Source organism: Citrobacter sp. 506 (assembly GCF_050434985.1).
Taxonomy (GTDB): domain Bacteria; phylum Pseudomonadota; class Gammaproteobacteria; order Enterobacterales; family Enterobacteriaceae; genus Citrobacter; species Citrobacter braakii.
Map to the genome: position 1 here is coordinate 1,421,088 of NZ_JBNDJN010000001.1, position 13,947 is coordinate 1,435,034.

The 13,947-nt window shown below is 53.6% G+C and carries 12 protein-coding genes; 8 read left to right on the forward strand and 4 right to left on the reverse strand.

Annotated features, from left to right (window positions below):
- Positions 1-104 precede the first annotated feature (104 nt).
- The 3 genes from glnP to ybiO all read left to right on the forward strand — a co-directional run bounded on the left by glnP (position 105) and on the right by ybiO (position 3,839).
- A complete protein-coding gene (gene glnP / locus ABIE10_RS07060) occupies positions 105-764 on the forward strand; it encodes a glutamine ABC transporter permease GlnP (protein WP_003035248.1) in 660 nt (219 codons plus the stop codon).
- Positions 761-1,483: a glutamine ABC transporter ATP-binding protein GlnQ gene (glnQ, locus tag ABIE10_RS07065; RefSeq protein WP_003035246.1), complete on the forward strand. Its 723-nt coding sequence runs from the start codon at positions 761-763 to the stop codon at positions 1,481-1,483. The genes glnP and glnQ overlap by 4 nt, the downstream gene beginning before the upstream one ends.
- Before the next feature lie 118 nt (positions 1,484-1,601).
- The gene (gene ybiO, locus ABIE10_RS07070) at positions 1,602-3,839 is read left to right on the forward strand and encodes a mechanosensitive channel protein (protein ID WP_049043042.1); all 2,238 of its coding nucleotides are present in this window, start codon (positions 1,602-1,604) and stop codon (positions 3,837-3,839) included.
- Here ybiO and rlmF read toward each other — a convergent pair.
- Positions 3,836-4,762 carry a 23S rRNA (adenine(1618)-N(6))-methyltransferase RlmF gene (rlmF, locus tag ABIE10_RS07075; protein WP_016152368.1) on the reverse strand — a complete coding sequence of 309 codons (927 nt, stop codon included), beginning with the start codon at positions 4,760-4,762 and terminating at the stop codon, positions 3,836-3,838. The two genes, ybiO and rlmF, sit on opposite strands and share 4 nt — an antisense overlap.
- Before the next feature lie 210 nt (positions 4,763-4,972).
- Here rlmF and mcbA point away from each other — a divergent pair, with 210 nt between their 5' ends.
- From mcbA to ybiJ, 5 genes are all read left to right on the forward strand, one after another.
- The gene (gene mcbA / locus ABIE10_RS07080; protein ID WP_016152367.1) at positions 4,973-5,233 is read left to right on the forward strand and encodes a DUF1471 family periplasmic protein McbA; all 261 of its coding nucleotides are present in this window, start codon (positions 4,973-4,975) and stop codon (positions 5,231-5,233) included.
- Positions 5,234-5,526: 293 nt separating this feature from the next.
- Complete coding sequence (locus ABIE10_RS07085) at positions 5,527-7,812, forward strand: catecholate siderophore receptor Fiu (protein ID WP_429155141.1); 2,286 nt, start codon at positions 5,527-5,529, stop codon at positions 7,810-7,812.
- A gap of 43 nt (positions 7,813-7,855) precedes the next feature.
- Positions 7,856-8,533, forward strand: a complete 678-nt coding sequence (gene ybiX, locus ABIE10_RS07090) for a PKHD-type hydroxylase YbiX (protein ID WP_047501257.1) — start codon at positions 7,856-7,858, stop codon at positions 8,531-8,533.
- Between the two features lie 75 nt (positions 8,534-8,608).
- Complete coding sequence (locus ABIE10_RS07095) at positions 8,609-8,875, forward strand: DksA/TraR family C4-type zinc finger protein (protein ID WP_279263442.1); 267 nt, start codon at positions 8,609-8,611, stop codon at positions 8,873-8,875.
- A gap of 300 nt (positions 8,876-9,175) precedes the next feature.
- The gene (ybiJ, locus tag ABIE10_RS07100) at positions 9,176-9,436 is read left to right on the forward strand and encodes a DUF1471 family protein YbiJ (RefSeq protein ID WP_016152363.1); all 261 of its coding nucleotides are present in this window, start codon (positions 9,176-9,178) and stop codon (positions 9,434-9,436) included.
- A 97-nt stretch (positions 9,437-9,533) separates the two neighbouring features.
- Here the strand turns inward: ybiJ and ABIE10_RS07105 are convergent, their stop codons facing one another.
- The 3 genes from ABIE10_RS07105 to dinG form a co-directional block, all read right to left on the reverse strand.
- The gene (locus tag ABIE10_RS07105; protein WP_200079522.1) at positions 9,534-10,619 is read right to left on the reverse strand and encodes a malate/lactate/ureidoglycolate dehydrogenase; all 1,086 of its coding nucleotides are present in this window, start codon (positions 10,617-10,619) and stop codon (positions 9,534-9,536) included.
- 161 nt (positions 10,620-10,780) lie between these two features.
- A complete protein-coding gene (gene ybiB, locus ABIE10_RS07110; protein WP_016156063.1) occupies positions 10,781-11,749 on the reverse strand; it encodes a DNA-binding protein YbiB in 969 nt (322 codons plus the stop codon).
- Positions 11,750-11,778: 29 nt separating this feature from the next.
- On the reverse strand, positions 11,779-13,929 hold the full coding sequence (dinG, locus tag ABIE10_RS07115; protein WP_046274637.1) for an ATP-dependent DNA helicase DinG: 2,151 nt from the start codon (positions 13,927-13,929) through the stop codon (positions 11,779-11,781).
- Positions 13,930-13,947 lie beyond the last annotated feature (18 nt).

Genomic DNA, 13,947 nt, shown 5'->3' on the forward strand with positions numbered 1-13,947 from the left:
GAACGTTCTGTAACGCCCGGTAGCGCCAGCGCCGCCGGGCCTGCAATTTTGAGTCATCGCGTTATGGCTCATTACTTTTCTCACCACGGTAACAGGAACGAAATATGCAGTTTGACTGGAGTGCCATCTGGCCCGCCATCCCGCTTTTGATTGAAGGCGCCAAAATGACCCTGTGGATCTCGGTCCTCGGTCTGGCAGGCGGTCTGATAATCGGGCTTGCAGCAGGGTTTGCGCGTACTTTCGGCGGTTGGATAGCCAACCACGTAGCGCTGGTGTTTATCGAAGTCATTCGCGGTACGCCAATCGTTGTGCAGGTGATGTTTATTTACTTTGCCCTGCCAATGGCATTTAACGATTTACGCATTGATCCCTTTAGCGCCGCCGTTGTCACCATCATGATCAACTCCGGCGCCTATATTGCGGAAATCACCCGCGGCGCGGTGCTCTCAATCCATAAAGGATTCAGCGAAGCCGGACTGGCGCTTGGGCTTTCACGTACAGAGACTATCCGCCACGTTATTTTACCTCTCGCGCTGCGTCGTATGCTGCCACCGCTGGGCAACCAGTGGATCATCAGCATTAAAGATACCTCGCTGTTTATTGTCATTGGCGTCGCTGAACTGACCCGTCAGGGCCAGGAAATCATTGCCGGTAACTTCCGCGCACTGGAAATCTGGAGCGCCGTTGCGGTGTTCTATCTGATCATTACGCTGGTACTGAGCTTCATTCTGCGTCGTCTGGAAAGAAGGATGAAAATCCTGTGATTGAATTTAAAAACGTTTCTAAGCACTTTGGCCCAACCCAGGTGCTGCACAATATTGACCTGAACATTCAGCAGGGCGAAGTGGTGGTAATTATCGGACCATCCGGGTCCGGTAAATCAACCCTGCTGCGCTGCATTAACAAACTGGAAGAGATAACCTCTGGCGATCTGATCGTCGACGGTCTGAAGGTAAACGATCCAAAGGTAGACGAGCGGTTAATCCGCCAGGAAGCCGGGATGGTGTTTCAGCAGTTCTACCTGTTCCCGCATCTGACGGCGCTGGAAAACGTCATGTTCGGACCGCAGCGCGTACGCGGTGCGAATAAAGAACAGGCCGAGAAACTGGCTAAAGAACTGCTGGCGAAAGTAGGTCTGGCCGAGCGTGCGCATCACTATCCTTCTGAACTGTCTGGCGGTCAACAGCAGCGTGTGGCGATCGCCCGTGCGCTGGCGGTGAAGCCGAAAATGATGCTGTTTGATGAGCCAACCTCAGCGCTGGACCCGGAACTGCGCCACGAAGTTCTGAAAGTTATGCAGGATCTGGCGGAGGAAGGGATGACCATGGTCATTGTGACCCACGAAATCGGCTTTGCCGAAAAAGTGGCTTCACGCCTGATTTTCATCGATAAGGGACGTATTGCCGAAGACGGTAATCCGCAGGCCCTGATTGAAAATCCGCCCAGCCAACGTTTACAGGAATTCTTGCAGCACGTTTCCTGATAGCTCTCCCTCCCTTCGCCTGAAGGGAGGTTTTTCACCAGAATCCTCTCATTTCATTTCTCCCCCGCCCTGACATCTATACTTATCCTTTTGAATTTATTTTCTCATGGGAGGAGTCATGCGCTGGATCCTGTTCATCTTTGTTTGTCTGGTGAGTCTCCCGACTCAGGCGGTGACGATACCTGGCGTCACTACGCCAACGTCAACCAACGCGCAAACCGCGCCGGCGAAAGAGCCGGATGTTGAACAGAAGAAAGCGGCCTACGGCGCACTGGCTGATGTGCTGGAAAATGACGCCTCGCGCCAGGAACTGATCGGTCAGTTACGCAAAGTGGCGACAGCGCCCCCTGCCGAGCCGGTGCCAACCATTGTTCCGCCCACGTTAACGGAAGAAAAAACGGTGCTGGAAAACGTCACGGATGTCACCCGCCACTACGGTGAGGCGCTCTCCAGCCGCTTTGCTCAGCTTTACCGCAATATTACCGATGCACCACACAAGACCTTCAACCCGCAAACGTTCACCAATGCCCTGACCCATTTTTTAATGCTGGCGGCGTCAGTGTTCGGTTTTTTCTGGCTGCTTCGCCTGTGCGCGCTGCCGCTGTATCGCAAAATGGGGCAATGGGCACGACGGAAAAACCGCGAACGCAGCAACTGGCTCCAGCTTCCGGCGATGATCATCGGCGCATTCATTATCGATTTGCTTCTGTTGGCGCTGACTTTGTTTGTCGGGCAGATTCTGAGCGACAGAATGAACGCAGGTAGCCGCACTATCGCCTTTCAGCAAAGTCTGTTTCTCAATGCCTTTGCGTTGATTGAGTTCTTCAAAGCCATTCTACGCCTGATATTTTGCCCAACGGTGGCCGAACTGCGCCCGTTTAACATTCAGGATGCCGGTGCGCGCTACTGGAATCGCCGTTTAAGTTCATTGAGCAGCCTGATTGGATACGGACTTATCGTTGCCGTTCCCATTATCTCGAATCAGGTCAACGTGCAGGTCGGCGCGATGGCCAATGTCATCATCATGCTGTGTATCACCCTATGGGCGCTGTACCTGATTTTCAGAAACAAGAAAGAGATAACGCAGCATTTGCTGAATCTGGCGGAAAGATCGTTAGCGTTTTTCAGCCTGTTTATCCGCGCCTTTGCACTGGTATGGCATTGGCTGGCCAGCGCCTACTTCATTGTGCTGTTTTTCTTCTCGCTGTTTGATCCTGGCAACAGCCTGAAATTCATGATGGGCGCTACGCTGCGCAGCCTGGTGATCATTGGGATCGCCGCTTTTGTTTCCGGTATGCTTTCCCGCTGGATAGCCAAGACCATTACCCTTTCTCCACACACCCAGCGCAGCTATCCGGAATTACAAAAACGGTTGAATGGCTGGCTGTCGACGGCGTTAAGCGTAGCCAGGATCCTGACGGTGTGCGTCGCGGTAATGCTGCTACTGAATGCCTGGGGATTGTTCGACTTCTGGAACTGGCTGCATTACGGCGCAGGAGAAAAAACGGTGGATATCCTGATCCGTATCGCGCTGATTTTATTCTTCTCCGCCATCGGCTGGACGATCCTTGCCAGCCTGATTGAAAATCGTCTGGCTTCCGATATTCACGGCCGCCCGCTCCCCAGCGCCCGTACCCGCACCCTGCTGACGCTGTTTCGCAACGCGCTGGCGGTGATCATCAGCACGATCACCATCATGATTGTGCTATCCGAAATTGGCGTCAATATCGCGCCCTTACTGGCCGGGGCCGGGGCGCTGGGGCTGGCTATCTCTTTCGGCTCGCAAACGCTGGTAAAAGATATTATTACCGGGATCTTTATTCAGTTCGAAAATGGCATGAACACCGGCGACCTGGTGACCATCGGTCCACTCACCGGTACGGTTGAACGGATGTCCATCCGCTCTGTGGGCGTCCGTCAGGACACTGGGGCGTACCATATCATTCCCTGGTCATCGATAACGACCTTCGCCAACTTTGTACGCGGGATTGGATCGGTCGTCGCCAATTACGACGTAGACCGCCATGAGGATGCAGATAAAGCGAATCAGGCGTTGAAAGACGCTGTGGCTGCAGTGATGGAACAGGACGATATTCGCGGGCTGATTATTGGCGAACCGTCGTTTGCCGGGATTGTGGGGTTAACCAATACGGCCTTCACGCTACGGGTCTCATTTACCACATTACCGCTGAAACAGTGGACGGTACGTTTCGCGCTCGACAGCCAGGTGAAGAAATACTTCGATCTGGCCAACGTACGCGCGCCGGTACAGACGTATCAGGTTTTGCCTGCACCGGTGAATGGCCCTGCGTCGGCAGCAAGCGAACCGCTGCCGCCAACCGAGCCAACGCTTTAGCGTTTACGCGCCATAAAACGGCGACGCTGATCGTTATCCATAAAGGTCCAGGCAATAAAGCGACTCTGCTTTTGCCCCTGGGCCATCTCTTTCTTAACCACTTTCACCGCACCCGCATCCGTTAACGCGTGGTACAGCGGAGGCAAATTCTCACCGCGCGAAACCAGCGTGGTGAACCACATCACCTGACGGCCAAAGGCCTGGCTTTCGGCGATCATTTTTTTGATGAACGCCACTTCACCGCCTTCACACCACAGCTCCTGCTGCTGCCCGCCAAAGTTCAGCGCATCATCTTTATCCTGCCCCAGATTACGACGTTTGCGCTCGCTTCCGGCGCGGGCTGAAGCCGCAGAATCATGGAAAGGCGGGTTACACAATGTGGCTTCATATTGCTCATTCTTGTGAATGATACCGTTGAAGATTGCCGTAGCATCTTTCTGGCGACGCAGACGAATAGCACGAGTTAACCCCGGATTGGCATTTACGATCGCCTGAGCGCTGTTAAACGCTTCGCTACTGGTCTCACTACCGGTGAATCGCCAGCCATATTCATGCACGCCGATCAACGGATAAATACAGTTTGCCCCAACTCCCACGTCCAGCACGCTCGCATTTGCCGGAATGGTTCCGCTGGTTTCACCTAACAGGTCGGCCAGATGGTGAATGTAGTCAGCGCGACCAGGAACCGGCGGGCACAGAAAACCGTCTGGAATATCCCAGTTTTTCACCGCATAAAAATGCGCCAGCAGTGCTTTATTGAGCGCCTTCACTGCCTGCGGATTCGCGAAATCAACACTCTGCTCGCCGCCCGGCGTGAGGGTGAGAAATTGCGTCAACTCGGGTGTAACCTGGCATAAAGTCGCAAGATCATAACGGCCATTGTGGCGGTTACGTGGGTGTAATCCCGGTTTCTGGGGGGACATAGCATTCTCCTTTTAACAGCGGCGTAAGATACCCGCATAACGCCACGCGGTAAACACACAGCAAGGAAATTTGCTTTTTTTATACCTATTTGATGGCTTGCTGATTGTTCAAAAAACAGACGGCTCATCACCAGTTTTTTGCGGTAAATGTCATCCGCTGACGGCCTAAACTTATCAGGCACGACCTGTTGTTTCTCAGAGGATATCACCATGAAGAAATGCCTCACATTCCTTGCCGCTACCGTACTGACCGGCATGACATTTGCGTCCTTTGCTGCACAGCCCTACACCAGCCCTCAAACCGGCCAGCTACAAGCTTCCGGCACTGTTTTCGCTACCGGAGCTTCTAACCTGAGCGATCTCGAAGACAAGCTGGCAGAGAAAGCGAAAGAGCAAGGCGCAAAAGGCTTTGTCGTCAATTCTGCGGGCGGTAAAAACCAGATGTACGGCAGCGCAACTATCTATAAGTAGTCCCTCACCTTAGCCCAACTGCATTCACCCCGAATGCAGTTTGCTACCTACTGTTCACGTCGTTCACCGCTCAAATTGTAATCATCGTGTAGCAATTTTGAATCCAATGTAAATAAATGTATTTATTTTTGAATTAATGAATGCTAAAACGTCGCACTGATTAGTAATGCTTATCAAAATCATTATCAATTACACATTCACTCCCGCGAGGCCTGCAGGGTATAACATCCACAGAGATGTCCCTTCACGCGAGTGAAACCGTCTACTCAAAAAATAATAAGTCACTCACTAACATGGATAAAAATCGCAATTTGCCTGCCAGTAGTTTTCATTCACTGACTTTTTTTGCCGGTCTGTGTATTGGCCTGTGTCCGGTAGCTCAGGCTGTCGCCGCGGGCGATCAAGATAAAAAACAAGAAGATACGCTGGTTGTTGAAGCGGCCAAACCTTCGTTATACGCCCCAACGCAGTCTGCCGACCCTAAGTTCTCCCGCCCGGTAGCGGATACAACCCGCACCATGACAGTGATTTCTGAGCAGGTGATTAAGGATCAAGGTGCAACCAATCTGACCGATGCGCTGAAAAACGTACCGGGCGTTGGCGCGTTTTTCGCCGGTGAGAACGGTAACTCCACCACCGGTGACGCGGTGTACATGCGTGGTGCGGATACCTCGAACAGTATTTATATCGACGGTATCCGAGATATTGGCAGCGTTACGCGCGACACTTTCAATACCGAACAGGTTGAAGTGATCAAAGGCCCCTCCGGCACCGACTATGGCCGTAGCGCGCCAACGGGCTCCATCAATATGATCAGCAAACAGCCGCGCACTGACTCAGGGATCGATGCCTCGGCCAGCGTCGGTAGCGCCTGGTTCCGCCGTGGTACGCTGGACATTAACCAGGTCATCGGCGAGACCACCGCTGCACGGTTAAACCTGATGGGTGAAAAAACGCATGATGCCGGTCGCGATAACGTTAAGAATGAACGTTATGGTGTGGCCCCCTCTCTCGCCTTTGGCTTAGGCACTGAGAACCGACTGTATCTGAACTATCTGCATGTCACCCAGCACAACACCCCGGATGGCGGTGTCCCGACCATCGGTCTGCCGGGATATTCCGCGCCTTCCGCGGGGACTGCTGCACTGAATCAGTCAGGAAAAGTGGATACGCATAACTTCTACGGTACCAACTCGGATTACGACGATTCAACGACCGATACCGCAACGATGCGTTTTGAACATGACCTGAACGACAGCACCACTATTCGCAACACCACCCGCTGGTCACGCATTAAGCAGGATTATCTGATGACGGCGGTGATGGGCGGCGCGACTAACATCACTCAACCCTCCAGCAGCGTCGACACCTGGACCTGGTCACGCCTGGCAAATACCAAAGATGTCAGCAATAAGATCCTGACCAACCAGACCAACCTGACCTCAAAATTTTACACGGGAGCCATCGGTCACGACATCAGCACCGGCGTGGAGCTAACGCGTGAAACGCAAACCAACTATGGTGTAAACCCGATCACCCCGCCGCCGGTAAATATCTATCATCCCGACAGCAATGTGAATATCGGCGGATTGTCTCGTAACGGCGCTAATGCTAACGGGCAAACCGATACCTTCGGTGTATACGCCTTTGATACGCTACAGATTACCCGTGAGTTTGAACTAAACGGTGGTATTCGCCTCGACAATTACCGCACGGAATATGACAGCGCCACCGCTTGCGGCGCTTCTGGTCGCGGCGCGGTCGCGTGTCCGACAGGCGTGGCGAAAGGTTCTCCGGTCACCACCGTGGATACTGCCAAATCAGGCAATCTGGTGAACTGGAAAGCGGGCGCGCTGTATCATCTGACCGATAACGGTAACGTTTACATTAACTACGCCGTTTCTCAGCAACCGCCGGGCGGCAGCAACTTTGCCCTCGCTCAGGGCGGAAGCGGTAACAGTGCGAACCGTACCGATTTCAAACCGCAGAAAGCGAAAACCAGCGAGATCGGCACCAAATGGGAGGTGCTGGATAAGCGCCTGCTGTTAACTGCCGCGATTTTCCGTACGGATATTGAGAACGAAGTTGAGCAGAACGACGACGGCACATATTCCCAGTACGGGGAGAAGCGCGTTGAAGGTTACGAACTCTCGGTAGCAGGGAACATCACTCCCGCATGGCAGGTTATTGGGGGTTACACCCAGCAGCGCGCGACGATCAACAGCGGCAAAAACGTTGCTCAGGATGGTTCTTCATCCCTGCCGTATACGCCAGAACATGCGTTCACGCTGTGGAACCAGTATCAGGCTACCGATGATATCTCTGTTGGCGCGGGCGCTCGCTACGTGGGCAGTATGCATCGCGGTTCCGACGGGGCCGTGGGTACGCCATCCTACACCGAAGGTTACTGGGTCGCCGACGCGAAACTGGGTTATCGCGTGAATCGCAATCTCGATTTCCAGTTGAACGTCTATAACCTGTTCGACACCGATTATGTATCCTCCATTAACAAGAGCGGATACCGTTACCATCCGGGTGAGCCAAGAACCTTCCTGCTCACGGCAAATATGCATTTCTGATCTTTTACGTGGGGCGTAAGCCCCACTTTCAGGAGAAACACTGATGATGTATCACATTCCCGGCATTCTGTCGGCGCAGGATGTCGCCTGGTTTCGCGAACAGCTGGACGCTGCCGACTGGGTTGATGGCCGCGCAACCACCGGCGCTCAGGGCGCGCAGGTTAAAAACAACCAGCAGGTGAATACGCAAAGTGAACGTTACGGCGTTTTACAACAGGCGGTACAAAACGCGGTGAACAACAGCGCGTTATTCTTCGCCGCTGCATTACCGAAAACGCTCTCCACACCGCTGTTCAATCGCTACCAGCACAACGAGACCTACGGTTTTCACGTTGACGGCGCGGTGCGTAGTCATCCGGAAAACGGCTGGATGCGCACAGATCTTTCCGCCACCTTATTCCTGAGTAATCCTGACGATTATGAGGGAGGAGAGCTGCTGGTCAATGATACCTACGGCCAGCATGCGGTAAAACTTCCGGCAGGCGATCTGGTACTTTACCCTTCCAGCAGCCTGCACTGCGTTACGCCGGTGACCCGTGGGGTTCGGGTGGCATCCTTTATGTGGATCCAGTCGATGATCCGGGACGACAAAAATCGCGCCATGCTTTTTGAACTGGATAAAAACATCCAGTCCCTGAAGACACGTCATGGGGAGAGTAGCGAGATCCTGTCGCTTCTCAATCTCTACCATAACCTGCTGCGCGAATGGTCTGAAATCTGATACCGCTGACACGTGGTCATTTTTCAGCCATCACATTCGCTATACTTATTCTGTAGACATCAGCAGGAGGTAGGTATGGCATCCGGATGGGCAAATGACGACGCTGTTAACGAACAGATCAACAATACTATTGAAGATGCTGTTGCCCGCGCCCGCGGTGAGTTACCGACGGGGGAAAGTCTGTATGAATGCGAAGAATGTGGCACTCCAATCCCTCAGGCCAGACGGGAGGCCGTGCCCGGCGTACGCTTATGCATCACATGCCAGCAGGATAAAGATTCACATAGCGCTGCATTTTCAGGATATAATCGCAGAGGTTCGAAAGACAGCCAGCTACGTTGACTTATCTTTACCGAAAGTTTCAGCGCATACGATTTCCTTTACGAGCACGCTTTTTTGCACTCTGTGTAGCAAAATGTGCCGTTGTCGGTTTCTCTGTAAAGCGCAATGACAAGAACTGTAAATCCCTCTTTCGAATTTATTAATATTCAATAAGTTATTTGTCATTCAATTTTTTTGATTGATGTCGTCAATTCTATTCGATTTTATCTCGCATAAAAAAACGTGATACTTCTCACATCGACGAAACAACGTCTTCTTAAAGAACACTGACTAACAGAACAAACCTGCGAGAAATTAATCATGAAAAATATCAAATTTGCTGTTGCCGCCATCGCTCTGTCTACCCTGTCATTTGGCGTTTTTGCTGCCGAGCCAGTTTCCTCTACTCAGGCGCAAAACATGAACAAAATTGGTGTGGTATCTGCTGACGGCGCCACCACGTTGGACGGCCTGGAAGCAAAACTGGCTGAAAAAGCGACCGCTGCTGGCGCAACGGGTTACAGCATCACTTCTGCTATCGGCAAAGACAAAATGAGCGGCACCGCGGTTATCTATAAATAACCGAAAGATTACCTGTACGACCCAATGCTCCAACCCTCATTGACCCTGTTTGTTACCCTTTGTTTGCCCGTCCGCCACTGGACGGGCTTTTTTTTGCTTAGTGTTCCAGTCGTTGACGGAATTCCTGCAACACGGCGTCTGGCATCCCTATTTGCAACGCCGCCTCGCAAATCGCCTGCCAGCTTCCGGCATCCAGCGGAATACCTTGCTCCAGCCGTTCTTCACGAGTATTCACCTCCCACTCCCCTGGCAACAGGATCGGGGCATCTTCAGCATGGGGGGACGCTTTCACCCACTTAGCAAAGGCCGCGACCTGGTTGTCGCAGTCCGGCGCGCCAAACAGTTCCGGATTCATAATGATGGTCGTCATACAGTTAATGATGGCGTCCGCGCTGGTCTGCAGGCTCTCTTCATGTGTGGTTTTACCACCAGAAAGCGCTCCCCCCATAATTTCGCACATTGCCGCCAGCGCATAACCTTTGTGTTGGGCGAAGGTCAGCAACGACCCCAGCGGAGAGACCTGCATTACGGCAGGATCGGTTGTGGGTACCCCATTAGCATCAATCAGGCATCCCGGAGCCACCAGCTCACCCTTGTGCCATGCCACGCGGGTTTTGCCAAACGCGATGGCGCTGGTTGCATAGTCCAGCAACAACGGGAACGTATTTTTACGCGGGAACACCACGCAGAAGGGGTTAGTGCCAAATCGACTATCGCGGCCATGAAACGGTGCGACCATCGGGATCCCTACCACATTCACAAAGTGCACCGAAACAAAACCCGCCGCCGCACATTGCTCCGCCCAGTAGCCAATGCGTCCAATATGGTGCGAATTATGTAATGCCACGGCAGCGATACCGTACTGGCGCGCTTTTTCGATCCCAAGCGTAATTGCCTCGTGGGCCGCCACCTGACCAAATGCGCAGTCGCCGTCAAGCGTAATCACCGCTCCCGCATCGTTGACCACTTTGGCATGGCGGTTGATCTGCAGGTGTCCCTGCGAAAATGAGCGAATATAGCTTGGGATCATGCCGATACCGTGGGAGTCGTGGCCGGCGAGGTTAGAGGCTATCAGATGATCTGCTACCAGCCGCGCCTCCAGCTCATTGCTTCCCATCTGGTGAAAAACGGCCTGGATAAAGGCGTGCAGCGTTGGCACATGGAAGCGATGTCCACTGTTCATTGTTATCTCCTGTTGAGTCGCGTGTTGATTGTGTTTCTTATTTTTCAACAAACTATGCTGCGCCACAGCGCTCAGGAGATCAATAAACGTGCAGAAATTTCACGTTGCCGGAAAGCGTGAACCGACGGGCCTGGCAAATGACCCGTCGAGAGAAAGAAAAATCAGAAGCTTTGCTCGACGCGGCCAAGTCCTTCAGCCAGCGTCGCGGATTCACCGGTTGCTACCAGACAGCAGGCCATCTGGATTTTCAGCGATGCCGGAACCGGCTCACTGCCCGCCAGACAACGCTCAATCCAGCGCGCGGTAGTTTCCGGGTCTTTAGCCACCGGCAGCGGGACCGGCTCATCGGGCATCTCGCTCTGCCGGTCCTGTAGCACTCGCACGCCGGACGAATCTATCAGGCTTATCTGCGGGCAGCGCTGCGGGTTGGCGTACACTTCACCCTCGGTACCGTGCATCAACAGGGCACGCCCACCGATATCGCCGAAAAATTTCGCCACGCGCGATACGTATTCCGGGTGGGAAACGCTGGAAAGACGCAGCGCGGCATCTTCGGCAAACGGCGTGGCTAATTTAGCCAACGTATGCGCACTGTTACGCACGCCCATTCGCCAGCGCATCGCCAGCTGTTTTTCCAGCGGAGGACACAGCGCACTCACCGGGATAAACACCGGCTCATGACCATCCAGCTTTGCCTGCGCCTGCCCGGCATGCAGCGTCGGCGCAATCCCCATCAGTTCGAAAATGGTTTCAGTCAGCACGCGGGTTGGATCCTCGCTGACACCGTGCACCACCACCGGGAAGCCCAGCTTATGCAGTAAAATCGCCAGCAGCGGAGTCAAATTTGCCTGCTTGCGCGCGCCATTGTAGCTGGGAATGACAATCGGCATGGGTTTGGCCACTGGCGGAGTCAGGCGAATGGTGTGGTTCTGCATCGCTTCGTAAAAGCCCAGCATCTCCGCTTCGCCTTCGCCTTTAATACGCAGCGCAATCAGTACACCGCCCATCTCAAGATCGGGTACCTCGCCGTTCATCATATGGGTATACAGTCCGCGAGCAGTATCCTTATCCAGGTCACGCGCGTGATTTTTTCCTCGCCCAATCTCTTTGATGATTTTGCGGTAATCCATCGATAACTCCTTGCCTGTTGCTCGCATCGTTAACGCCGACGGCGACGCGTGGGTTTCGCTTTTTCTTTTGGTTTTACTATAACGTCTGGCACAGCAGGTTGCTCTATCGGAAATATGGGTAATGCGTTCAGTAAACGCTTGCCATAGCTTTTGGTCAATAAACGCTTGTCATAAATAACCACTTCTCCCCAGCAGCCGTGGCTACGAATGAGTCGCCCAACCTGCTGGATCAAATTGAATGACGCCGCGGGCAAGCTCTGCACCTCAAAGGGGTAGCGGTTCAGGCTTTTCAGCCACTCGCCCTCGGTGATCACCACCGGGCTGTCGATAGGCGGAAAAGCAATTTTGTGAATATGCACCTGGGTCAGCAAGTCGCCTTTCAAATCCAGACCTTCGGCAAAAGATTGCAGCCCAATCAGTACGCTACGCTCGCCGTTGGTCACCCGCTTGCGGTGCAGCTCCACCAGTCGATAGCGCGGCTGGTCGCCCTGTACCAGCAACAGCAAGCGCAGATCGGTAACGTGCTCAAGAAAACGCTGCATTGCCCGACCGCTGGCAAAGAGTACCAGCATGCCCTGATGCTTTTTACTTTCCAGCTGTTCGCGGAAATAGGCGGCCATTTCCGCGATATGCTGCTCTTCGTTATCAATTGACGGTTCGTAGCGCATCTGCGGAATGACGATTTTGCCTTGCTCAACGTGATTAAACGGTGAATCCAGCGCGATAAACCGGTCCCCTGCTTTTTCTTTCAGCCCGCTCATCTCCTGCAAACGCGAGAAGCTGTTGAGCGATCGCAGCGTGGCGGAGGTCACGATAATATGCGGTACGCTGCGCCACAGCAGTCGTTCAAGCTGATCGCTCACACGGATCCCCACACAGTGGAACCAGACGTGGATCTGCCCGTCACGCACTTCGCGCGTCGCCCATTTACTCACCGGCGCGCCTGAAGACTGCGCGAGCGAAGCCAGCCGCCACAGTTTGCTTTGCGCCTCAAACATGCCCAACGCCCGATTCATCTGCAAAATAACCCGATGCAGACGCACAATATCGTGGGTGCCGGTTTTTTCGCTGAGATCGTTGAGGAACAGTTCCGCCAGACCGCGCAGCATTTCTGTTAGCTTCGCCAGACGCTGACAAATCTCCATCACTTCCGCAGGCAGTTCGCCCATCGCGAAGCGGTGTTCCGCCTCCTGGGTCGCAGGCATGTACAAATTAAGAATGTTATTGAGCGATGAAATCAGCTCATACAGTTCCTCACAGTGACCGTTCAGACGCTCGGCATTCGCCAGCGGCGGCGTAGTTTTTGGACGAAACTGTTCCAGGCAGGTGGCTACTAATTTGCAAAACAGATCCAACTGCAGTCGATACCAGGGGGCGCTGATTTCTGCGCTCATCTCCAGCGCATCGCGCGCGACGTCCGGCAAATGGTGACCTTCATCAAGGACCAGCAGCAGGTTCTTCGGCTCCGGCAAAACAGCTTCGCTTTCCATGGCCGCCATCACCAGCGCGTGGTTAGCCACCACCACTTCGGCTTCCTGAATCTCACGGCGGGCGACAAAAAAGGGGCATTCACGATAGTAGTGACAGTTACGATTCAAACAGCTGGCTTTATCAGTGCTCAGGCGCTGCCAGAGTCCGTCGTCGATAGCGATATCCGTGTGATCGCGCAGCCCGTCCCACTTGTAGCTGTCGAGATCGCCTTTTAGCCTGGCGCAGCGCTTTTGTTCTTCCTGGTTGTTGGGCGTCAGGTCATCGTCGAGAAAGGCCAACAGATCCTGCTGATTGGGTTCGCTACTGGCCAGCGCCGCTAAATTACGCGGGCAGACATAACGCCCGCGACCAAACGCGGCGGTAAAACGCAGATCGGGGATAATTTTGCGCAGCAGCGGTAAATCTTTGCTGTAGATCTGATCCTGTAAAGCAACGTTGGCGGTACTGACCACCAGCGTTTTTTGTTCTTCACGCGCTATGGCAATACCGGGAATCAGGTACGACAGCGTTTTCCCCACCCCGGTCGGCGCTTCAATCGCCAGATGCCGCCCTTCTTCCCCGGTGAGCGTTTTCGCGACGTCAGCAATCATCTGCCGCTGCGGCGCACGGGGAATAAAGTCGGGGATCTGTTCCTGAAGCGCCTTATACCAGGCGGCAATTTGCGCTTTTAGCGCAGCCGTTAGTGCCATGAGAAAACCTGAAATACT